This window comes from Lentzea terrae, from assembly GCF_003265345.1.
Lineage (GTDB): Bacteria > Actinomycetota > Actinomycetes > Mycobacteriales > Pseudonocardiaceae > Lentzea > Lentzea terrae.
This window is the reverse complement of the sequence record NZ_QFWW01000026.1, coordinates 621,061-641,983: the sequence shown is the minus strand read 5'-3', so window position 1 is coordinate 641,983 and position 20,923 is coordinate 621,061. Positions and strand designations below refer to the sequence as shown.

General features: G+C 67.7%; 19 protein-coding genes, 1 tRNA gene and 1 other RNA gene. 6 read left to right on the top strand and 15 right to left on the bottom strand.

Annotation, left to right across the window (positions count from 1 at the left end; all coding sequences use genetic code 11):
• From DI276_RS34700 to DI276_RS34685, 4 genes are read right to left on the bottom strand one after another with little or no spacing between them, the layout of a single operon-like run.
• Nucleotides 1-1,866: a hypothetical protein gene (locus DI276_RS34700; RefSeq protein ID WP_112271287.1), complete on the bottom strand. Its 1,866-nt coding sequence runs from the start codon at nucleotides 1,864-1,866 to the stop codon at nucleotides 1-3.
• The gene (locus DI276_RS34695) at nucleotides 1,863-4,721 is read right to left on the bottom strand and encodes an ATP-binding protein (protein ID WP_112271285.1); all 2,859 of its coding nucleotides are present in this window, start codon (nucleotides 4,719-4,721) and stop codon (nucleotides 1,863-1,865) included. The genes DI276_RS34700 and DI276_RS34695 overlap by 4 nt, the downstream gene beginning before the upstream one ends.
• On the bottom strand, nucleotides 4,696-5,166 hold the full coding sequence (locus DI276_RS34690; protein WP_112271283.1) for a hypothetical protein: 471 nt from the start codon (nucleotides 5,164-5,166) through the stop codon (nucleotides 4,696-4,698). Before DI276_RS34690 ends, DI276_RS34695 begins: the two co-directional genes overlap by 26 nt.
• Before the next feature lie 3 nt (nucleotides 5,167-5,169).
• Nucleotides 5,170-5,448: a hypothetical protein gene (locus DI276_RS34685; RefSeq protein WP_030472642.1), complete on the bottom strand. Its 279-nt coding sequence runs from the start codon at nucleotides 5,446-5,448 to the stop codon at nucleotides 5,170-5,172.
• Between the two features lie 346 nt (nucleotides 5,449-5,794).
• On the opposite strand from DI276_RS34685, the gene DI276_RS34680 reads away from it, so the two are divergent.
• The gene (locus DI276_RS34680; protein WP_112271281.1) at nucleotides 5,795-6,127 is read left to right on the top strand and encodes a hypothetical protein; all 333 of its coding nucleotides are present in this window, start codon (nucleotides 5,795-5,797) and stop codon (nucleotides 6,125-6,127) included.
• Here the strand turns inward: DI276_RS34680 and DI276_RS34675 are convergent.
• Complete coding sequence (locus DI276_RS34675) at nucleotides 6,061-6,636, bottom strand: hypothetical protein (protein ID WP_112271279.1); 576 nt, start codon at nucleotides 6,634-6,636, stop codon at nucleotides 6,061-6,063. The two genes, DI276_RS34680 and DI276_RS34675, sit on opposite strands and share 67 nt — an antisense overlap.
• A gap of 123 nt (nucleotides 6,637-6,759) precedes the next feature.
• Between DI276_RS34675 and DI276_RS34670 the strand changes: the two genes are divergently transcribed.
• Nucleotides 6,760-8,244: an ABC transporter permease gene (locus DI276_RS34670; protein WP_112271277.1), complete on the top strand. Its 1,485-nt coding sequence runs from the start codon at nucleotides 6,760-6,762 to the stop codon at nucleotides 8,242-8,244.
• Here DI276_RS34670 and DI276_RS34665 read toward each other — a convergent pair.
• Nucleotides 8,241-9,815: a DUF6345 domain-containing protein gene (locus DI276_RS34665; RefSeq protein WP_112271275.1), complete on the bottom strand. Its 1,575-nt coding sequence runs from the start codon at nucleotides 9,813-9,815 to the stop codon at nucleotides 8,241-8,243. The genes DI276_RS34670 and DI276_RS34665 overlap by 4 nt on opposite strands.
• Before the next feature lie 155 nt (nucleotides 9,816-9,970).
• A complete protein-coding gene (locus DI276_RS34660) occupies nucleotides 9,971-11,095 on the bottom strand; it encodes a threonine synthase (protein ID WP_232837113.1) in 1,125 nt (374 codons plus the stop codon).
• A 114-nt stretch (nucleotides 11,096-11,209) separates the two neighbouring features.
• Between DI276_RS34660 and DI276_RS34655 the strand changes: the two genes are divergently transcribed.
• Complete coding sequence (locus DI276_RS34655; protein WP_112271273.1) at nucleotides 11,210-12,409, top strand: S8 family peptidase; 1,200 nt, start codon at nucleotides 11,210-11,212, stop codon at nucleotides 12,407-12,409.
• A 52-nt stretch (nucleotides 12,410-12,461) separates the two neighbouring features.
• On the opposite strand, the gene rnpB is transcribed toward DI276_RS34655, so the two are convergent.
• An RNA gene (rnpB, locus tag DI276_RS34650) (RNase P RNA component class A) lies at nucleotides 12,462-12,842 on the bottom strand.
• 176 nt (nucleotides 12,843-13,018) lie between these two features.
• Here rnpB and DI276_RS34645 point away from each other — a divergent pair.
• Complete coding sequence (locus DI276_RS34645; protein ID WP_112271271.1) at nucleotides 13,019-13,540, top strand: NAD(P)H-dependent oxidoreductase; 522 nt, start codon at nucleotides 13,019-13,021, stop codon at nucleotides 13,538-13,540.
• Here DI276_RS34645 and DI276_RS34640 read toward each other — a convergent pair.
• A complete protein-coding gene (locus tag DI276_RS34640; protein WP_112271269.1) occupies nucleotides 13,533-14,600 on the bottom strand; it encodes a bifunctional RNase H/acid phosphatase in 1,068 nt (355 codons plus the stop codon). The genes DI276_RS34645 and DI276_RS34640 overlap by 8 nt on opposite strands.
• A gap of 59 nt (nucleotides 14,601-14,659) precedes the next feature.
• Between DI276_RS34640 and DI276_RS34635 the strand changes: the two genes are divergently transcribed.
• Nucleotides 14,660-14,745: transfer RNA gene (locus DI276_RS34635), tRNA-Leu, on the top strand.
• Here the strand turns inward: DI276_RS34635 and DI276_RS34630 are convergent.
• The 6 genes from DI276_RS34630 to DI276_RS34605 all read right to left on the bottom strand — a co-directional run bounded on the left by DI276_RS34630 (nucleotide 14,724) and on the right by DI276_RS34605 (nucleotide 20,253).
• Nucleotides 14,724-16,490 (bottom strand): recombinase family protein, encoded by a 1,767-nt coding sequence (locus tag DI276_RS34630; protein ID WP_112271267.1) that lies wholly within the window; start codon nucleotides 16,488-16,490, stop codon nucleotides 14,724-14,726. The two genes, DI276_RS34635 and DI276_RS34630, sit on opposite strands and share 22 nt — an antisense overlap.
• Before the next feature lie 153 nt (nucleotides 16,491-16,643).
• Nucleotides 16,644-18,761, bottom strand: a complete 2,118-nt coding sequence (locus tag DI276_RS34625) for an FtsK/SpoIIIE domain-containing protein (protein ID WP_112271265.1) — start codon at nucleotides 18,759-18,761, stop codon at nucleotides 16,644-16,646.
• Nucleotides 18,758-19,399, bottom strand: coding sequence for a hypothetical protein (locus DI276_RS34620; protein WP_112271263.1), 642 nt, complete (start codon nucleotides 19,397-19,399; stop codon nucleotides 18,758-18,760). The genes DI276_RS34625 and DI276_RS34620 overlap by 4 nt, the downstream gene beginning before the upstream one ends.
• Nucleotides 19,396-19,728 carry a hypothetical protein gene (locus DI276_RS34615; RefSeq protein WP_112271260.1) on the bottom strand — a complete coding sequence of 111 codons (333 nt, stop codon included), beginning with the start codon at nucleotides 19,726-19,728 and terminating at the stop codon, nucleotides 19,396-19,398. Before DI276_RS34615 ends, DI276_RS34620 begins: the two co-directional genes overlap by 4 nt.
• Nucleotides 19,725-20,063, bottom strand: a complete 339-nt coding sequence (locus DI276_RS34610) for a WhiB family transcriptional regulator (protein ID WP_232837112.1) — start codon at nucleotides 20,061-20,063, stop codon at nucleotides 19,725-19,727. The genes DI276_RS34615 and DI276_RS34610 overlap by 4 nt, the downstream gene beginning before the upstream one ends.
• Nucleotides 20,056-20,253: a helix-turn-helix domain-containing protein gene (locus DI276_RS34605; RefSeq protein ID WP_112271258.1), complete on the bottom strand. Its 198-nt coding sequence runs from the start codon at nucleotides 20,251-20,253 to the stop codon at nucleotides 20,056-20,058. Before DI276_RS34605 ends, DI276_RS34610 begins: the two co-directional genes overlap by 8 nt.
• 167 nt (nucleotides 20,254-20,420) lie before the next feature.
• On the opposite strand from DI276_RS34605, the gene DI276_RS34600 reads away from it, so the two are divergent.
• Nucleotides 20,421-20,825, top strand: coding sequence for an XRE family transcriptional regulator (locus DI276_RS34600; protein ID WP_112271256.1), 405 nt, complete (start codon nucleotides 20,421-20,423; stop codon nucleotides 20,823-20,825).
• The last annotated feature ends 98 nt before the right edge of the window (nucleotides 20,826-20,923 follow it).

The following is a 20,923-nucleotide window of genomic DNA, read 5'->3' as shown; positions in this document are numbered from 1 at the left end:
CTAGTTGTCCCGGACTTCGAAACCGCGCGACGGTCGGTAGATCACGTGCACCTGACGCCCTGCCACCACTTCTGTCTCGGCCCTGCGAGGCTCCTGCACCGGCCCCGAGTAGCTGCTGGACCGCGACGGCACGAGCACCGCGTCGTCGACCCGGTCCCACTGCCGGTCGGTGACCGGTGGGCTGTCCACCACGCGTGACCGGCCGACCGGCAACGCCGCCGGGCCCGAACCCGCGGGCAATGAGCCGGCCCGCACGCCGTAGCCGTCGCCGCCGCTCACGATCTGGCCGGGCTGGCCGTTTCGGTCGAGTCGCTGTGCCGTGGCCATGACCGGGCTGGAGGCCTCCGGGCGCACGCGGCCGCGACCGCGCTGCGGGACCTCGTCGCCGTCGGTGTCGTTCTCCCGCACGGACTCCCAGAACTCGTCCTGCGGCGTCGGGCCCGCGGACTTCCTGCGGCCCATCATCTTCGACCAAACGCCGCCGCTCATCGGCAGGACGTTGCCGGCGGAGCCGACCGACATCTCGACCATCTGCCACATGCGGCGCAACGGTTTGCCGATCACGAAGCACACCAGGGTCAGCATCAGTCCGAGCAACGTGCGCGTCAGCAACGAGAGCCCGGTGGCGTTGAAGATCGCCTGCAGCAGCAACGCGTGGACGCCCGCGAGCACTGCGAGCACCAGCACGTTGAACACCGTCACGGCGGCCGCGCGGGCGACCTTGCGCAGCAGGTCGTGGTGGAGCAGCGCGACCAGACCGATGAGCGGCCCGGCCAAGGTCAGAATGCGCAGCAGCAGCTGGGCCAGCAGCACCGCGGCCTTCGCGAACAGCTGGAACAGTGAGAACGCGATGGACTGCAGCAGTGCCAGGAAACCGGCGCCGGTGCGGCTGCCGTCGGTGCCGTCGAAGTAGCCCTTCGCAGTGCCGAGCTGAGCCTCCAACGCCTTCCACTCGGCCTTCTTGGCCTCCAGCGCCGCCTGGTCCGCGTCCTTGTGCTCGGCGATCTCCGACGTCGACCACGCCTGCGTCTTCAGGATGCGCGGGCCGAACTCCGCCGCCTGCGGTGCTTCCGGCGTGCCGAACGCGCCGCGCAGCCAGCTTTGGTAGACGACGGCGTCGTGCAGTTTCGTTGGCAGGACGTGGAGTGTGCCTTGTTCCTCAGGCGCCTCGATGAACCCGGCCTGGATCTCCGATGTCTTGGAGACCAGCGTGTTGTCGAGGAGGTTGTAGAACTGCGGTAGCGCCAAGGTGGACGTCGCCAGCCACATGGCGGCCAACGCCCAGAGCCCGCGTTTGGAGATCGTGGCGAAGTCGCCGGTCCAGATCTGCCGGAACATCAGGATCGCCAGGATCAACGCCACCAGGCCGAACCAGCGCAGGTAGACGTTGTCGTAGACCTTCTGCACGCCGTTCTTCACGGCGTCGTCCAGCGGGACCAGCAGGCCGCGGCCCATCACCGTGTAGTGCAACGCGTTCGTGGCACCGACGATGTTCTTGCCGATGCTGAAGAGCTCGTTGCCCGCCCACGTGTCGATCGTGGCGTTGGCGTCCGGGACGACGTTGCACTTGGTCGTGTAGGTGTGCCAGACCATGCCCGCGTAGCCGTAGTCGAGGTACGGCGAGCCGGGCAGGCCGTTGCCGACGGGCGGGTCGAGCGCGCCGACCATGCCCGCGCCCGGCCGTTCCGGATTTGGTGGGTCGCCACAGGATTGGGCGTGCGCCATCGGGGCACCCAGTACCACCTGCAACGCCAGGATCGCCGCCACGAGGCCGACCGACCTCGTGCGAGCTGACATGCGCACTGCGAACCGCCGCCTCGCCCAGAGCAAGGCGGCGATCGCGAGCACGATCGTCAGCGCCGTCATGCGGCGCCGTCCCGGTGGCGGTTGGTGCCGTCACCGTGGCCCACGAGATGGGCCTCGTCCTCCGTCAGTCCGAGCTCCATGTCCGCCGCCAGTTCGTCGTCGATCTCGTCGGGCACGTAGGCGGGCGGCTGCGGAGCCGCGTGGTCGTCCGTCTTCACGAGCTCGCCGGAACCGTTGCCGCGCTTGGCGTCCGGGGTCGTGTCGAGGGCGTTGCGCAGGTGTTCGAGGTGCGGGCCGCTGAAGTCGATGCGGATGCGCTCGACACCGCCGGCACCGTCACCGAAGACGAACTGCCGCGGCGCGCGGTCGCGTTCGGTCGCGGTGCGCTCGCCACCGGGGCGGCGGCCGAGCGACGCGATCACCTGCTCGTACCCGGCTCCGACCGGAACCTTGAGCAGCCGCAACGCATCCGCCTGCGCCTGGTCGTCGTCGAGCCGGCCGACGAAGACCGAGTCGAGCAGTGCTACGAAGCCCTGGATCCGCAGGAAGTCCGCGGGGATCTGAGATGACAAGAGGACGCGGACGTTCCACTTTCGCGAGTCACGCGCGAAGCGGTTCATCAGCACACGACCGGTCGGGACCTCCGAGAGGAAGAACGCCTCGTCGATCCAGACGCCCTTGCGTTGGTCCTTCGGCTTCTCGTAGATCGAACGCTGGGTGAGCCAGGCGGCGAGGTTCAGCATCTCGACGCCGAGCGACTCCGCGTCCGTCCAGTGCTCGCGGCCGACGCCGTCCTTGGGCAGGTTCAGGCCCGCCATGGTGAGGACGGTGAGGCGGTCGTCGCGCACCTCGTTGTACGGGTCGTGGTTCTCCTCGGGAATCAGCAACGACATGCGCTCGCGCATCTCGTCGAGGAAGTCCGCGACGACGACGGCGTGCTCGTGGTGCTCGGACGCGTCGCGGCGCAACGCCTCGAAGACGAGACCGGGGTGTGCGTCGAAGCGGCCACCGACCGTGCGGACGGCACGCAGCAGCACGATGCGCGTCTGCGGCAGTCGCGCGACCTCGAACGGCAGCAAACCGGTGAGCACGTCCAGCACCAGACGACGACGGGTCGCCGCCGCCAGCGCCTTCTCGCGGCGCCACGCGCGTTCGGGATCTTCCTCGTCGAGGAAGTGCTCGATCATCGGCTCGGCGACCACCCGGTACGGATTCAGAATCCCGGGCTGGGCGTTGAGCAGGTTGATCGGCCGCGCGTACGGGCGCAGCTCCGGCAGGTCGCACAGCGCGGACAGCGGGCCGGACGGGTCGAGCAACGTCCAGTGCGCGCCGGCCCGCAGCGTCTTGTAGACCATGCCGCCGCCGAGGAACGACTTACCCGCACCCAGGCCCGCGACCATCGCCGTCAGACCAGAGGCGTCCCGCAGCTCCTGCGCCATCCACGGGTCCCACGCGACCGGGCGGCGGGTGGCCGTGACGGTCTCGCCCAACAGGATGCCGCGGCGGTCACCGACCTCGGCCGTCGCCGTGGGAACAGCGCTCGCCGCCCACAACACGCTGCCGCGGCGCAGGTACGCACCGTTGGACAGCGGTTCGCCGGGGATGAACTCACGGGCGATCGCGTACTGCGCCTCGGGGTGCTCGATCGCGATCTTCGGCTTGTACAGCTCCAGCAACGACTGGGCGAGCCTCAGCGCCTCGCGCTCGGTCGGACCGGAGACGGCCAGGCGCCACCAGCTGCGCACCCGGGTGCCCAGCGCGGTGAAGCCCGACGTCATCTCGTCGTCGATCTCCAGCACGCGCCCGGCCTGGCGGGCCAGCGACTGCGGCGGGTCGAGCTCGTGCTCGTCGGTGTAGTGGCGGACCTGCGAGCGCACCTTGCTCATCTGGCGCGAGAGCTCGCCGGACACCTCTTCCGGCTTGCGCACGTAGATTCGTGCGGACCACTCCACACTCGCCGGGAGCCGGTCGGCGCGCTGCACCCACGGGTCGTCGACCTCGGGGATCTGCAGGCCGTGCATCAGCCCGACCGTCAGCACCGCGACGTGCCGCTTGATGCCCGCGTTCGAGCCGGTGCGGCCGCGCACGGTCACCGTCGGCGAGTACGGCTCCTGGTGGAAGTCCGCGGCGTCGGTGAAGGACGCGAGGTCCTCCGGTTCCCACGCGGCACCCGGCACGGCGGGCAGGTTGCGCGGCGCGGGCAGGCCCAGCGAGCACGACCGGTGCATCAGCCAGGACATCTCCTCGGCCGTCGCGGGACGGCCTTCGAGTCCCGCGGAGCCGATGACCTGGTCGAGGTGCTCGACCTCGGAGTCCAGCGCGACGAGCTCGGCGTCCACGGCATCCGGGAAGACCTTGCGCAGCACGGGGGCGGCGCGTTCGACGGCGCGGTCCATCATGTTGCGGGTCTGCACCTGGACGCCCAGGTAGACCTCTTTCTCGGCCATCGAACGGCCCATGAGCTGCTGCTGCTCGCCGACCATGTAGTCGTCGAACGACAGCGTGCCGGGCGTGTCCGGCAGGCGCTTGACGGCGTTGTGCACGTGCGCCTCGGCCCACATGCGGATCGGGTACGGCCTCGTCGTCACCCGCAGGTGCATCCAGCGGCCCTGCAGCTCGGCGTACTGGCCCGCGATGGCGGCGATCAGGTCCTGGCGCTGCGAGTCGCTGCGGAACGACCAGCGCTGCGGCGCGAGCCGGTACCAGGCGTAGACCTCCTGGCCGGTGCGCAGCAGGTGGCCGTCGATGCTGCGGGCCGCGATCGACGGCGTGTAGCTCGGCACGGCCTGCTCGCCGGGCAGGCGACGGCCGCGCTTGGAGTACGAGGCGCGGTCACGCTCACGGGGGTCGGCCGCGGCGTGCTGCGCGATGTGCTGGGCGGAGCGACGGTCACGGTCTCGCCGGCGTCCGAACACCGCGAACCTCCTTCTTACGGCTGGCTGACGTCCGGCGGGGCTGCGCCTGCTGTCTCGCCCGTTGTTTCTTGCTCAACTTGGGACGAGGCCGCTGCGGACTGACCCGGATCCGGGCGGCGCTGGCCGCTCCGCCGGCGCTTGCCGTGCGTTCTCGAGGTGCGGTGAGCTCGCGGACCCACATCGACATGACGGCCGTGAGCGGCCGTTCATGACTGATCCGCTGGGTGATGAAGCGAGTGAGGATGATCGTCGCCACGAGGGCCCAGGCCGTCGAGAAGAACCCGAAGCCGACTCCCATCTGGCGTTCGATCGTGAGTACGACGAGGAAAACGACGATCCCGACACCCCACGCGACGTATCGCGCGCGCCAGGGAAAAGTCGCTTTGGGCGGCCCGAGCCAGACGGCGTCGACCCGGTAGACCTCGTCGTCAGTGCGAACCCGCACGTGTCAGCCTCCGACGAACAAGCCGGCGAGCCACTTGCCGATGTTCGAGCCCGCGTCGGTCGTGACGGCGAGGCCGATGATGGCCAGCGCGACGATCACGCCACCGAGGCGGCGCATGACACCCGCGTTGTCACCTTTGCCACCTCCGAGCCAGAGCAGGAGGAGCGCGACGGTGAGCAGGAGCAGCGGAACGATGTTGTCCAGGATCCAGCCGCGGACATTGCCTGTGCCCGGCACCGTCGGCTGCTGCTGAGCGAGTGTCACCAGGTCCATGGCGGTCATTAAGTACTCCAGAGTGCGCTCGGGCTTGCGCTACGAGTAGAACACGAGTTCGTCACGTCGTGTGAAGCTGTTGGAGCGGGCTGTAGATCATCTGGCCGTTCCCCCTGGGGAGAATTACGTCTAATCTGGCCGACACATCATCACCGAGGAGACGTCAGTGGGGAACACCCGGACCAAGATTCTCTCCGTCGCTGGCAATGTTCACCCGACTGCGAACGCCCTGGTCACACACAGTGCGTGCGTCCTAAACATGCGCACGTGTCCACCCATGTGAACGCCCTGATCGGCCGGTTCGCGGCCCCTTGAGGTGCGCGGTCCGAAGCGACGACTCCGAGGAGATTCGCCCATGCTCGAACCTGACCTCGCGCCGGACGGAAGTGTGGACGGAATCACAGCCTCCCCTAGTGCTCCAGGCGTGGACGAGCCTACCGGGGAGGGCGCGCAATCCCGGCGCCGGGTCCAGCGGACGATCAACTTCGACCGCTCGGTGCTCGAGCGCGCGCGTGCGGCGGCCACCTATCTGGCTTCCTACGAGCCTCAGGCCGGGGTGCGGTCCCTGGCCGACATCGTGAATCCCGCGGTGCTGGCTTACGTGACCGAGTTGGAGGAGCTCTACAACGCGGGGGCGCCGTTCCGGCCGGTGCTGCGGATGCCTTCGGGACGCCCCGCCAAGCGCTGAGCCCGGCACCTGAGGAGCAGGGTCAGGTAGATCGCGAGCAGGCCGCCGTCGACGGCGAGGATCACCCAGACGACCCAGTTCGGATTCGCGAGCGCCAGCGGGATGGCCACCAGTGCGGGTGCGGTGGCGATGAGGACCAGCGGGAGGTGGTTCGCCAGCACTCGCTGACCGGGGCGACTCCCGGGTTCGACCGCGGGGATGTGCCATCCGGGCACACCGCGAGCTCCCGCCGACAACGGCTCGTCGAACGTCTTGCGCAGGTACGCCGAGGCCGCCGCGATCTGGGTGTTGTGAAACAGGATGAAGATGCCCAGCAGCAAGGAGATCAGCGGCGACACGAGCAGCAGTGGCCCGCTCCTCTTGTCGACGCCGAAGCCCAGCACGGCGCAGCTGACCGTCACCGAACAGACCACCAACGACGTTCGGTGGTCCATCTTCTTGAGGATCTCGTCGCGCAGGGTCTTGTACTCCGCCAGGGCGAACTCGGCAGCGAACTTCGGGTCGCTCATGAGCGAAGACTCATCACCAGAAGATTCCACGGGTCCCCCGTTCGACACCGCCACAACTTAGCCCGGCCGCTCACACGGGCTCGTCTCTTCACAACTTTGTGAAACATGTGTAGCTTCTGAAGAATGTTACGGTTCCTGCTGCGCCGCGACCGGGTCTTGTTGCCTTCCTGGGTCGTGTTGATCGCGGGCGTGGTCCTCAGCACCACCGGGCAGTACACCCGGATGTTCCCGACTCCGGAAGCCGCCCTCTCCTTCGCACGCGAGGTGGCGGGCAACGCCGCGCTGACCGCGTTCACCGGCCAGCTGACCGCGCCGACCCTCCACGGCCTGATCCTGTGGAAGATCGGCGACATCGCGTTCACCCTGACCGCGTTGATGGCGATCCTCATCGTGCTGCGGCACACCAGGGCCGAAGAGGAATCCGGCCGGCAGGAACTGCTGCGCGCGACGCCGCTCTCCCGGTACGCGCCGCTCACGTCCGCGCTGGCGCTGGCGATGGGTGCGTCGCTGTCGATCGGCGCCCTGGTGGCGGCGATCGGCGGAATCCGGTTCGGGCTCGCGGTGGCCGCACCCGGCGTGGTGTTCGCGGCCGTGGCGGGAGTCGCCGCCCAGCTCACCGAACGGTCCTCGACGGCGCATCTGATCGCGTGCGGCACGTTGGGCGTGACCTACGGCGTGCGGTTCGCGGCGGACGGCAGCGGCGTGCTGTGGGCGCGCTGGTTCTCCCCCAACGGCTGGAGCCACCTGTTCCTGGTGTCCGGCTGGGTGATCGTGGTGCCGCTGGTGGCCACCGCGGTGCTGACGCTGGTCGCGTTCCGGCTGAACCAGCGCCGTGACTTCGGGGCGGGCGTGGTGCCCGTGCGGCCGGGGAAGGCGGGTGGCGACGTCAACGTGCCGTGGCGGGTGCATCGGACCCAGCTCATCGGATGGGTGAGCGCGTTCGCACTTGCTGGAGCCACCATGGGCGGCGTCGCAGCGGGGATGCACGGCACGATCGCCGGCGCCTCGCCGACGATGAGCGAGTTCCTGCGGCGATACGGCACCGGCGAGCTCGGGGACACGTTGCTCTGGATGATCATGATCAGCCTGGGTGGGGCGGCGGCGTTGTTCCCGGTGCTCGTGGTGCTGCGGCTGCGGGCCGACGAGGTGTCCGGGCGGGCGGAGCTGTTGCTGTCGACGGCGATCGGGCGGATGCGGTGGGCTTTTGGGCATCTGTCCGTGGCCGTGGCGGGGACGCTGGCGATGATGACCGTCGCCGGGCTCGCGGCCGGACGGGGTGATCTTCGCGTGCTGACCGCGGCGTTGCTCCAGGTGCCTGCCGCGTTGGTGGTGGGTGCGGTGGCAATGCTCGCGGTGGGGTTCGTGCCGCGTGCCGCGGCGGCGATCTCGTTCGTGGTGTGGTTGGTGGTCAACATGTTCGGCGAGATCGTGGGTCCATCGCTGGGCATCGAGTACGGCGTGGCGAACCTGGTGTCGCCGTTCCACTTCCTGCCGCGCGTGCTGACCGGGGAACAGCTCACCGCCGCGCCCCTGCTCGGGCTCGCGGCGGTGGCTGCACTGCTCACTTCAGTTGGCGTGGCACGGCTTCGGGTGCGGGACCTCGGTTAGCTGGCGCCGGAGATCCGCCAGAACCAGCCGTTCGGCAGCAGGTCCGGACCGACGGAGCCCTTGCCGTGGAAGTAGTCGTCGATGTTGACGTACTCACCGGTGGCGTACTTGTAGACACCCATCGTCGCCCACCGCACCTCGGCCGGCTGCGTGTCGATGCTGGCCTGTGCCCACGCATCGCGGACCTTCATCGGCTTGTTCCACCACAGGAACGGGTTGCGCCACATGTAGTGCCCGAACTTGCCGCCGTGGTTGGACGAGTTGTAGCTGATCGTGGTGAAGCTGTTGATCTGGTGCAGGCCGCGGAACGCCTGGCCCCAGCGCTGCGCCCAGTTCTGGCCGCCGGTCACGTCCTCGAGGATCAGGCAGGTGAAGAGGCTCATCCACTCAACGTCCTCCTGGCCCCAGCGCGCGTCGGTGTTGGCGAGCTTGGTGTCGTTGTGGTTGGAGCAGCCGGTGAAGTAGAAGCCGGTGCCGGAACCGTGGCCCTGCCAGTAGGTCATGTCGACGTCATCGGCCCAGTCGTTGTCGTCGCCGCCCGCGAACATCGGGTCCTTGAAGTCGCTCTCCCAGGCGTTCTGGTCCAGCCACTTGAAGTTCCGGTTGATGCCGTGCGCACCGGCCTCGGCGTCGAAGCTGTTGATGTTGGCCACGGTGTTGGGCAGGCCGGCGCAGTTGCCGGTGCCCTCCATGCCGACCTCGCGGATCTCCTGCGCCTGCACGGTCTGCTGGCGCGGCGGCTGCGGTTCGGTCGGCTGGGGCAGTTCGGCGCCGACGGCCGCGGGCAGGGTGATGGCCTGGGCCGTGCCCTTGTCGGCGTTGCCGCCGGTGCACCGGAACGACGGCTCGATCTTGTCGACCTTGTCCTCCAGCGGCGGGGCCACGTAGACGTAGTTGGCCCGTGCCTGCTCGCCGAGGAACTTCTGGCACAGCTGCGCGCCGGTGGCCAGGTCGTGCACCTTGACCGTGCCCGCCTGGGCGAAGGTCCGGCTCGCGTGGCTGACGGCGGTCACGCCCAGCGCGTCGAACGCGACGCGGATGTTCGCGCCCTCACCTTCCAGCGGAATACCGCCGAGCTGGAACGTGTACGACACCGCCGTGTCGAGGTTCGCCGTGAGCGCGGTGCGGCCGTTGGTGTCGGTCAGCTCGAAGGTCGTGTGCTGCGCGGTGGGCGTTGCGTTGGCCGGCAACACACCCGCTGCCCGCAGACCTTCCTGCGCGCGCTTCGCCGCCTCGTCGGTCGGGATGGCCTTGATGCGCTTGAGCGCGTCGACGTCGAGCGCGGTCAGCGTCGTGGGCTCGCCGTCCTCGTCGGGCTTGCCCTGTCCTTTGTCGACGGTGGGCACGTACTGGTAGCGCTGCTCGTCCGCGAAGGACACCGCGCCGAACTCGGATCGCTGGACGTCCTTGAGGCCGAACGCCCTCTGCAGTCGCTGGGCCTGCTCCTGGTCGAGACCGGCGCTCTTCACGCCGTAGACGGGGAGTTCTGCGGCGTCGGCGGTCGCGACTCCGACCGCTCCAGCGGTGACGAGGCTGGACAGCGCCAGCACCACGGTCAGTTTGCGTTGCATGTCTTTTCCCTCCCTTGGGGACCACCGGCTGCAGGGGCCGGCCGTCTGACAGGAGGATCTGCCGTGCTGGGCGGTGATACCGAGGGTCGCTCTTCCAGGTGACCGCGCCACTCGAACAGCCGTATTTCTGTAACGCCGTCAGCAGTTGCCCCTATCTAGAGGCGGAGCAGTGGGTACTTGATGCCTGCTCCGGTGTTCAGCACGACGACCTCGTCGTCGGCCTTGAGCCACCCGTCCTTGCGGAGGTTTCGGACGGCGCTGATCGTGGCCGCGCCTTCCGGGCACAGGAAGACGCCCTCCAGTCGCGCGGTTTCGTTGCGGTCATTCAGAATCTGCCCATCATCGACCGCTATTGCGGTGCCATCGGTTTCCCTGATGGCCTGCAGGATGATGAAGTCGCCCAAGGGTTTCGGCACGTTGATGCCGAACGCGGTCGTGAAAGCGTTGTCCCAGAAGGACGATTCGGCCGCACCGTCGTCGAACGCCCGCACGATCGGCGCGCACCCGGTGGACTGCACCGCGACGAGTCGCGGCAGGGGTCCGTCGATCCAGCCGAGCTCGCGCATCTCCAGCAGTGCCTTGTGAATCCCGATGAGGCCGACGCCGCCGCCGGTCGGGTAGATGATCACGTCGGGGACGCGCCAGCCGAGCTGCTCGACGATCTCGTAGCCCATCGTCTTCTTACCTTCGATGCGATAGGGCTCTTTGAGGGTCGAGGCGTCGAAGAGGTCGACGTCCTTGATGGCCTGCGCGGCGTCGGCGATGGTGCCGGGCACGATCCTCAGCTCGGCGCCGCTCGCCTCGACCTCCTCGCGGGTGATCAGCGGGGCGTCCTCGGGCATGGCGATCACGCTGCGGAGGCCGGCGCGAGCCGCGTACAGGGCCCAGGCGGCGCCCGCGTTGCCGTTGGTGGGCATTTTGATGCCGCTGATGCCCAGTTCCTTGGCCTTGGCCACCCCGACAGCAGCGCCGCGGGCCTTGAACGAGCCGGTCGGGATGAGCGACTCGTCCTTCATGAGGATGTTCGCGTCCAGCGCCCGGCTGAGCGCGGGCAACGGGACGAGCGGGGTCATGCCCTCGCCGAGGCTGAACGCTGGATCGAGGTGCGCGACTGGCAGCACGTCGCGGTAGCGCCAGAGCGAGTTTTCCGAGGTCGGACGGCCGACACGGGTGAGGTCGTAGCGCGCCAGCAGCGGCGACGCGCACCCGTGGCAGAGGTTCTGCGGGACCGAGGCGTCATGACGCCGACCGCAGCGGGCGCACTCCAGGTGAGACAGCACAGATTCATCAATACAGGCGATTCGAGCCGCAGATTTACCCCCGAAAGCACTAACGACTCGCACCGTTCGGGTGAGAGCATCGTGGTCCCCTGCTCAAGCCCCTTGAGGAGAGCCATGCGACGACTCACAGTCAAGGCCCTGTTCGCAGCTACTCTGCTCGCCGCCGCCGTTCCCGCCGCCCCAGCCAGCGCCGACACCGCTACCAGCGGATACATCGTGCTGCTGAAGGACGGCGTTGGTGTGTCGAGCGTGACCAACCTGCTCGGCGTGACGGTCGACAACGTGTACGAGTCCGCAGTGCGCGGTTACTCGGGCCGCATGACCGCGGCCACGGCGGCACGCCTCGCTCGTGACCCCAGGGTCGCGCTCGTGCAGCCGGACGGCGTCGCCTCGATCGCGGCGCAGACCCTGCCGACCGGCATCGACCGCATCGACGCCGAACAAAGCCCGACCGCTCGCATCAACGGCACCGACGAACGCGTGAACGTGGATGTCGCCGTGATCGACACCGGCGTCGACCTCGACCACCCCGACCTCAACGTCAACACCGCGGGCGCGAAGAACTGCTCCACCGGCCGCAGCGCTGACGACGGCAACGGCCACGGCACCCACGTGGCGGGCACGATCGGCGCGCTCGACAACGGCTCCGGCGTGGTGGGCGTCGCCCCCGGTGCCCGCATCTGGCCGGTCCGCGTGCTGAACAACGCGGGCAGCGGCTCGTTCTCGGCCATCATCTGCGGCATCGACTACGTCACCGCGCACGCGAGCGAGATCGAGGTCGCGAACATGAGCCTCGGCGGCTCCGGCAGCGACAGCGCCTGCGGGTCCAACCGGGACGCGATGCACGAGGCGATCTGCCGCTCCGTGGCCGCCGGCGTGACCTACGTCGTGGCAGCGGGCAACAGCTCGGCGAACTCGTCGACCTTCGTGCCGGCCACCTACGAGGAAGTCATCACGGTCAGCGCGCTGGCCGACTTCAACGGCCAGCCCGGCGGCGGCGCGGCCTCCACCTGCCGCGCGGACGTGGACGACACGTTCGCCGACTTCTCCAACTACGGCGCGGACGTCGACCTCATCGCGCCCGGCGTGTGCATCCTGTCGAGCTGGAAGGGCGGCGGCTACAAGTCGATCTCGGGCACCTCGATGGCCAGCCCGCACGTCGCCGGTGCGGCGGCGCTGTACAAGTCGACCCACCCGAGCGCCTCGCCCGCGGCCGTGAAGACGGCTCTGCGGTCGGCCGGGAACAGCAACTGGAACACCGCGACCGATCCGGACAGCACGCACGAACCGCTGCTGAACGTCGCGACGTTCTGATTTTCCTGGACGGTGCCGGGGTGTCCCCTGGCACCGTCTCTTGTTCGAGGGGCGGATGAGCCGGCATGTAAGCCGGATCCTGTTCATGGGACTCGCGTCCCACTTGGCGGCCATCCATCTGGGCCTGCCGTTGCCGACAGGCTCTAGCGGCCTACCCGTGAGCATCGGGCGGGCCGCCCTCGAACGCTCACGCAGGCACTCGCGTGCCCTCTTGGCCTTGCTCCGGGTGGGGTTTACCTAGCCGCCCCAGTCACCTGGGGCGCTGGTGGTCTCTTACACCACCGTTTCACCCTTACCTCGGCTCTCGCCGAGGCGGTCTGCTTTCTGTGGCACTGTCCCGAGGGTCGCCCCTGGTTGCCGTTAACAACCACCCTGCCCTGTGGAGTCCGGACTTTCCTCGACAGTCACCTGCCGCGGCCGCCCTGCCGACTCATCCGCATCCACCAGGATATCCCAGCGTCTGGGACCGGTTGTTCACTGGTCCGGACGTTGGTTCACTTCGAGACATGACCCGACGGCGCCACGTCGACTACGGCCGCGTGGCAGCAAGCCTGTGTTGCCTCCGCTGAGCACGCGTTCTCTCACCCGCGACCTCAGGGAGTGCTTGCCATGTCCGATCTGCTGATCATCTCCGGCGCGCCGTCCCCCGCCACCCCGACCGGCGTCGTGGTGTCGCACGTGACCGCCGTGCTCGAGGCCGCGGGACACCACGTGACGTTGCTGAACGTGCGGTCGCTACCGACGTTGTCGCTGCTCACCGAGGACCTGCGCGACCCTTCGATCGCCGCGGCCGTGAGCTCGGTGCTGGCCGCCGACGGCGTCGTGGTCGCCTCACCCGTGTACCGAGCCGCCTACAGCGGCCTCGTCAAGGCGTTGCTCGACCTGCTGCCGAAGAAGGCGCTGCGCGGCCGCGCGGTGCTGCCGTTGGCGACGGGCGGCAGCCAGGGCTTCCTCGTGGCGATGGACTACGCCCTGCACCCGCTGCTCGCGGCCAAGGGCGCCGACCAGGTGGTGCGCGGCGAGTTCGTGCTGGACCAGAAGGTTGGTTCGGTCGAGTCGGCCGCCTTGCTGGACGCCGCGGCCGACCGTTTCGTCTCGGCTTTGACGCCCCGCCTGCGCAAGGTCAGCTGAGATGTGACGTGTCGTTGACGAGCTTCACCGACGCGTGCCCGTCGGGGTAGAACTCGGCGATCGACACACCCGTCAGGTCGAGGTGCATCCGGAACAGGAACTGCGGCCCGACGTCCAGCGCCTGCCGCAGCAACGTCTTGATCGGCGTGACGTGACTGACCACGACCAACGTCTTGCCGCCGAACTTCGCGATGATCTCGGTGCGCGCCTTGCGAACTCTTTGGTTGACCTCGTCGAAGCTCTCACCGTTCGGCGGGTGCACACTCGTGTCGCCGAGCCAGCGCCGGTGGACCTCGGGGTCCTGCTCCGCCGCCTCCGCGAACGTCAACCCCTCCCAGGTGCCGAAGTCGGTCTCGATGAGCCCCTGGTGGGTGACGACCTCCAGCCCGGTCTTCTCGCCGAGCTTCTGCGCGGTCTGCACCGCCCTCTGCAACGGCGACGCGATGATCGCCGCAATACCGTCCACTTTGGAGAGACGTGCCGCAGCTCTTTCCGCCTGGTCCTGCCCGAGCTCCGTGAGCGGGTGATCGCCACGCCCCGAGTACCGTCGCTCGACCGACAGCTTGGTCTGCCCGTGCCTGAGCAGAATCAGCCGAGTCGGTTCGCCGACCGCGCCACTCCAATGCGGCTGCTTGTCGCCTTCGGCTTGCGGCTCTTTCGTCTCGCCGTCCATGGCCTGGTTGGCCAACCGGTCGGCCTGCCGGTTCTGCTCGCGCGGAATCCACTGGTACGTGATCTTGCCGAACGCCCGCGCCAACTGCTGCGCCTCGAGCGCCAACGGCTGCATGGACGGGTGCTTGACCTTCCACCGCCCGGACATCTGCTCGACGACCAGCTTGGAGTCCATCCGCACGTCGACGGTCTCGGCTCGGAGTTCCTGCGCGGCTCTGAGCCCGGCGATGAGCCCCTGGTACTCGGCCACGTTGTTGGTGGCGACCCCGAGAAACCCCTTGCGCTCGGCCAGCGTCTCGCCGGTGAGCTGATCGCGGACAACGGCCCCGTAACCGGCCGGCCCGGGATTGCCCCGCGACCCGCCGTCAGCCTCGACGATGACCTTCACCGGCCGATCCTATCCCCGGTGCGAGGGCCCGCAGATCGTGCTGTACGATCATCCCATCAGTCTGGGTGGCGGAATGGCAGACGCGCTAGCTTGAGGTGCTAGTGCCCGAAAGGGCGTAGGGGTTCAAGTCCCCTCTCGGACACCAGCTTTATCCCTAACGTCAGGGCGGATGCTCGCATCGAGCGTCCGCCCTTCGGCGTTGTAGACGGTCTCAAGCCCGAGCTTCTCATACAGTTTCTGCAGCTCATCGGGCTCGCCACGACGCGTCATGCTCTTCACGTCGCCGAGCGCGTCGATCATCGCGTAGATCGCTGCGACGCTCCGCCGCCCGCCGCGCTTCGGCATGCCGTCCAGCTCAGCTTCCGCCGCCGCGCGCTTCTCCGCTGCCTCGTTGATCGCTCCTACGAGTGCCTCTGGGTTCACACCGGCCGCAATCGCGTCCTGGAATCTGCGCAGCTTCGCTTCTGCCTCGGCGAGCCGCTTCCGTGCTGCCGCCTGATCCCCTGAACCGGGCTTCTCCTCGTCTTGAGAAGCCGCCAGTGCTGAAACCGTGCTGTCGACGTTCTCGGGAGCGAACAGCCGATCAAGCCAGCCGTTGATTCGATCGAGCGCCGCATCCTCGGGGAGGTAGACGTTGGTCGGATGGCCGTTCAACGCGGGCGACCCTGGCACCATCGTCCGAAGTGCACATCGGTAATAGGTCTTACGACCGGTGGGCGTTCCTTCCATGCGCCGCGTGCAATACCCGCACTTCACACGACCGCGAAGCGGGTAGACCCGCTTGGTTCGCTTCGATCCACGCACCAGCTTCTTTCCGGCCGAGAACCCTCCGGCGGCACGTGACCGCCTCAGCAACTGTGACTGAACGAACTCCTCCACAGAGACGATGTGCGGATGTGCCTGCTTCCGGGACCGCACCACACGGTCGGGAGCAGACCGACGAAAACGGACCACGTGCCCCGCGCCGACGTCATCGGGATCGAGCAGCATCTCTTGTCGAGTCCATCGTCCGAAGAACGCAAAGCCCGTGTATCGGGGGTTGTCGAGAATCGCTCGCACAGTGCTGCCCTGCCACCCGTCGGCGAGCCGATGCCGATTCTGATCCGGCCGCCGCGCCGAGGGGCACGGAATGCCGTCCCGGTTGAGGCTGTTCGCGATGGCTCGATCTCCCATCTCACCGGTCAGGTACTGAGCGAAGATCCGGCGCACGACCTCTGCGCTCGGCTCGTCGATCGCCAGCACCCGCAGTCGACCCCCTTCAGCCGCCTTTCTCGGGTTCGGATGGGGACCGCCGTCCACAACGTTGTAGCCATACGGTGCTCGCCCGCCCTGATGCCGCCCGTCGTTCAACACTTGGGCATCCATAGCCGCGCGGACGCGAGCTTGAACGTGTTGGCGCTCCGACTCGCTCATGCCGCCCAACATGCTCATCAGCATCTTGTGCGAGGGATTACGCGAGTCGTACTTGGCGCCGAGTTCCGGAACCCACAGATCAACGCCGTAGGCGGCGAACTTCGGAGCGACCAACGAGAACTGGTTGCCGAACCAGCATCGAGTTCCCTCACCGACGACAATCGCGCTCCAGCCCCGGTTCGAGTCCTTCAGCGCAGCCAGCAGACGAGACGCCTCGGGACGTCGCTCCCACGGCACCGATCGTGACTGCCCGACATCGAAGTACTCGTCAACGATCACGCCGCCCAACGGCTCGATCAGCTTCTCGGCGTTGCCGTACTGCCAGGCGCGCGATGTCCTCGGGTCCTGGTTGTCCTCGGTCGAGCACCGACCGCAGAACGCAACCGGTCCGATGCCGTCCTCAACCGGTGCCGCTACCTCGATCCCGAGCAGTTCGTCGAGCTTGCTCCACGGGTCTCGACTGATATCAACAGTCATCCGCCCTCCCTTCCCGAGACCCGTCAGGGGCCTCGACCTCAGTCAGCCTGATCAGCATGTCTAGCAGTATGCGACTTACCTCCCTAGTCAGAACAGGTAGTTCACTTGGCGGGTTGAACCTGAGTTCACCGTCCTGCACCTCGTCAGCGCTCATCACAGACCGCCTTCAGCGGCACCTGTGGTGCTGATTTCAGCATCAGCGATGCGACCAACTGCCGCGCGGAGGTCGGTGGTCAGGTAGCCGCGCACACGTCGCGTGCCCTCGTCCGTGGTGACGTACTGCCGTGTGGGCCGACACCCCAACTCACCCATGCCCACGCCGAATGCCGTGACCTCAACGTTCAGTGCCTCGACCAGTTCGGCGGAGGGAACAAACTCTCGCTCGTCGAGATCGTCACCGAGGTAGTCGACGACCGACGCCAACGGTTCGGGCAACTCGACGTCAGGCAGGCTCGCCACAGAGCCAGTCCCTATGGCCTTCACGACCGCCGCACGGTCCAGCATCGGTGGCACGTCCTGCCCCGCCGCGTGCCCGCTCAACGTCCCTTCCGCCTCGCGCAGGGCACGGCCGCGCTCGCAGATCTCCCGCCAGTCCTCGTTCGGCATGTAGTAGGTCCGCACGGTCAGCGCGAGTACGTCGGCACCAGCTTGGGTCTCGCCATCTGGTCGCAGGATGCCCACACCGCGATGAGACGGGAGGAGGCGGCTGCTGTCGTATCCGCGCGTGTTCATCTGTTCGCCAAGAATGATGTTGCTGTCGCGGAAGTCCATGACGCGCAAGGCGAACCGGGAGCCGAGCACGGCACGCAGCTTGGTCGGGATGGTCTTGCTGTCCGGCCGCTGCGTCGCCAAAACGAGGATGATGCCGGCTGCTGGAGCCTTCTTCGCGAGCCACGTCAGAAGCTCGCCGATGTACTCCCCCGCCGTGAGCTTCTTCCCTTGCACCTCAACAGGAGTGCGGTCCTCCAACGCGATGTGGACCTCGTCCACAATCAGCGCCGTGATCGGCATCCCCAACGACTGATCACGAGACATGTCCGGCGTCACCTTCGACTCGGGACAAGTGACGTCGTCGAGGTCCTGCATCCGCCGGTAGCGGTTCTGGACGTCGGCGACCAGCTCGACGAGCCAATCCAAGAACGCGAGCACGTGTTCGGCGTCGTCGCCCGCCATGAACCGATGGGCGACCTTCTCAGCGGCTTTCCAGTCCTTCCCGTTCTTGAAGTCGGCAACGTACAGCCGCACATGGGGGTCCAAGATCAAGCCCGCGGCAGCCAACCGTTCGGCCATTGTCTTGCCCTGCCTGGGAAGCGCGCCGATCAGAAGCGACGTCCACACCAGCGGCAGCGTGATCCGCCTGCCCCGTGCATCGGTGCCGAACGGCACCGGCCGCCACGCGTCCCACCGCTCGACCGCGAGCAACGGTGTCCGGATCGGCGGCTTGGCGTACGGGTCCTCGTCGGCAACCCACATCGCGACGCGTCCAGCGTGTCCGCCGTTGCCTCGCACTCGCTCGACGCTGAGCTGGATCTCGTCGACCGCCAGAGCCGACGCCAGGTCTTCCCGGTGCTTCACGACGTCGGCCGCCTTGCGGGTGGCGGGGAGATCGACGGTGACCGCCCATCCCCCGCCCTGGTGCTTCGCTCGCTCGACGAGCCTCAGGGTTTCGTCCTTGCCGATCAGCTTCGCGTCCCGGAACGCGTCCACCAGGATCTGTGGATCCATCGTCCACGCGAGCGAGCGTGGCCCGGCAAGAGCAGCCTTCCGGCCAGGGTTCCCGTCCTTCTGCCTGCCGAGGATCGCCAACGCCGCCGAGCCGCCGACGCCGGCGATCCACAACGCCCGGTGCCCGTAGACGAGATCGAGGATCGCAAGGGAGACAACGGAAACCACGAGCACGACGCCGGTCACCTTCCACCGGAACAACGTCAGCCCACGGATCTCCGCGAACTTGTCCGCCAACTTCTCCGACTGTTCGGCAGCCTCGCGGTAGTCGCGTACTCGCACCCATCCCCGCCAACCGCGCACAGCGACGGCCAGCCCGCGAAAGGTGGCTCGGAGGAAGCGGAACGGCGACCGAACCAACCACGCGACCCCGTCCTTCGCCGCGTACCCGACTGCCTGCCTCGACTTCAACGCCGCCGGAACGAACCGCGATCGCTGCCACCAGCTGACGACGCGATGAGTCGGTGGCGGCTGTACCGCGTCCGCCTGGTCGTCGACGAGTTCACCCTCGAACACCGGTCCCGCCGGAACCATCTCGCCGTTCATGACGGCACCTCGGCGTTCAGCGCCGAAGCGAGCCTCGATGACAGGCCGCGTGAGCACTGCGTCACCTCGCGCACCCATGCGGGCGTGACAGTCACGTCCGGCGTTTGAGCCGCTTTGGCAACCGCGAGGTAGTCGGCGAACGACGTCCTCGGATTCGCGCTCTTCGGTGCTTTCCGTTGTGGACTCGGCGAAGCGTGCGGTTCGGTCTGCACGGCCGTGAACGTGGCGACCGCCGAGCCGAGCTTGTCTCGAAGATCCGTCACGGCCTCGGCGGCGACGAACACGACGAGCGGCGGAACCGAGTGCAGCACCACCAGCGCGGCCGATCCGGCGGCGTACGCGCTCCACGTGTTCATGACGTACGTCGCGCCGAGCGTGAACCACTTCGCCGCCCGCACCCAACCACCCATGCGGATGCCGTGCCGGGCCGTGACTTGCTCGGCTCGAAGGATCGCCAGCAGCACCAGCGACACCATCGGGTCGAGCAGCCACGCGGCGGACCAGGCGAGCGACCACATCGGTGAGCCAGCCGCCGCGAACTGCTGAACGTTGGTCATGGTGAACGCCAGTCCGAGCAGGATGCCGGTCCAGCACAACCGATCGACCTGCACCGCTACGCGCTCGATCGGCTCGCTCATCGCCGTTCACCGCCTCGGCGATGCGGCTCGTACGTCGTCACGGTCAGCGCCTTGGTCAGCGTGTACGACGCGAACAGCGCGGGCACGGCGAGCACCGCAACGAGCAACCAGCCGCTACCGCGTTGGGTGATAACGATCCACTGAGCCACGACGATCAGCGCGGCGTTGAACAGCACACGTCCGGCGAGCGAGGCGAACCGCGCACTCGTGCGTGCGGCGTTCGCGGCCGCTTTCGCACGACGGGATGCCATCCGCCAGACGAGCACCAGCGCCAGGAGCGCGCCGACGCCCGCCATGACCTGAGTCGGAGTGAGAGTGAGTGCGTTCATGAACGCGGCCCCCTCTCGAAGCGCTCACCGCGTCGGAGCCAATGCGGATACAGCTCCCGCCGTTCGTCATCGGTGAGCGCACCCCACACGCCGATGGTGTCCTCACCGGCTGTGCGCAACTCCAGTTCCAAACACTCGTCCTGCACAGGGCATCCGGCACAAGTGCGCTGAGCCAGTTCACGGTCGGTCAGCTCCTCACCGGCGTCTGGCGGCTCGTTCGTGAACGCCCACATGCACAGGCCGTCGCGCTCGACGACCTCGGCGAGCTGGTCGGTGGGCACCCAACGCAGACGGTCGAGTGACCACGCGATGCCGATCAGTTGGTCGTCAGTCACGGAGCACCCCCGGACCGGCGTTGGCGAGCAGTGGGAGGAGCGCGCTCACTGGGATGACGGTCTGGCCGCGCCGACATTCGGCGCGCAGCTTGCCGAGCCGGATGGCACGGCAGACCTCGGACCGGTCGACGCCGAGGAGCCACGCGGTTTCGCGGATGGTGTGGACGTTAGAAGGCAGAGAAGTACGCATGAGGAATAGCCTTTCTGCTTGAAATGATGATTTCAGTTTGATTCGTGCTGATATCAGTCGTCGCGAAGGCATGCGGAGCCGCGGACGACGCGTGAAACGCCGTGTCACCCCGCAGTGCGCGAAACAGTGACTAATCTCGGCGCCGAGGCGGAGCGCGGAGGAAATACGTGTCGGAGGATTGGGCGGCAGTCGCCGAGGCGATCAACCAGCGGGTGGGCGAGCTGGGATTGCGGCAGAAGGAACTCGCCGAGCGGTCACACGTGTCGCTCGCGATCGTCCGCGAGCTTCAGCACAACCTCGTGGAACGCCGGCGGAGCCCTCGAACCCTCGAATCCCTTTCCACCGCACTGGGTTGGCACCCGCAGCACCTGGACGCAGTGCTGCGCGGCCGCAAGCCTCCCGAGGTCGGCGACCCGGTTGTGGACCTCGCCGACACGCTGTGGTCGCGAATGGACCGTGTCGAAGAGCGACTCGAAGACATCACCGAGCGGCTCGACGGTCTCAAATCCGACGTTGCTTCGGTAATGAGCCAACTCGCGGAGCTCGCGAAGCATGTCCGCGGCCGCAGGTAGTTCGTTGTTTGTCCTGGTGGCGCTGCTGTTTTCCACGGCTCCAATTCCACTGCGAAAACGCGCTGGAGCCCATGCAAGATCCCTACACAACAGCGACA

Coding starts and splice junctions, on each gene's coding strand:
- DI276_RS34700 (WP_112271287.1), bottom strand. CDS start 1,866: ATGACGGCGCTGACGATCGTGCTCGCGATCGCCGCCTTGCTCTGGGCG.
- DI276_RS34685 (WP_030472642.1), bottom strand. CDS start 5,448: ATGACCGCCATGGACCTGGTGACACTCGCTCAGCAGCAGCCGACGGTG.
- DI276_RS34680 (WP_112271281.1), top strand. CDS start 5,795: ATGCTCGAACCTGACCTCGCGCCGGACGGAAGTGTGGACGGAATCACA.
- DI276_RS34675 (WP_112271279.1), bottom strand. CDS start 6,636: ATGAGCGACCCGAAGTTCGCTGCCGAGTTCGCCCTGGCGGAGTACAAG.
- DI276_RS34670 (WP_112271277.1), top strand. CDS start 6,760: ATGTTACGGTTCCTGCTGCGCCGCGACCGGGTCTTGTTGCCTTCCTGG.
- DI276_RS34665 (WP_112271275.1), bottom strand. CDS start 9,815: ATGCAACGCAAACTGACCGTGGTGCTGGCGCTGTCCAGCCTCGTCACC.
- DI276_RS34655 (WP_112271273.1), top strand. CDS start 11,210: ATGCGACGACTCACAGTCAAGGCCCTGTTCGCAGCTACTCTGCTCGCC.
- DI276_RS34645 (WP_112271271.1), top strand. CDS start 13,019: ATGTCCGATCTGCTGATCATCTCCGGCGCGCCGTCCCCCGCCACCCCG.
- DI276_RS34630 (WP_112271267.1), bottom strand. CDS start 16,490: ATGACTGTTGATATCAGTCGAGACCCGTGGAGCAAGCTCGACGAACTG.
- DI276_RS34625 (WP_112271265.1), bottom strand. CDS start 18,761: ATGAACGGCGAGATGGTTCCGGCGGGACCGGTGTTCGAGGGTGAACTC.
- DI276_RS34620 (WP_112271263.1), bottom strand. CDS start 19,399: ATGAGCGAGCCGATCGAGCGCGTAGCGGTGCAGGTCGATCGGTTGTGC.
- DI276_RS34615 (WP_112271260.1), bottom strand. CDS start 19,728: ATGAACGCACTCACTCTCACTCCGACTCAGGTCATGGCGGGCGTCGGC.
- DI276_RS34605 (WP_112271258.1), bottom strand. CDS start 20,253: ATGCGTACTTCTCTGCCTTCTAACGTCCACACCATCCGCGAAACCGCG.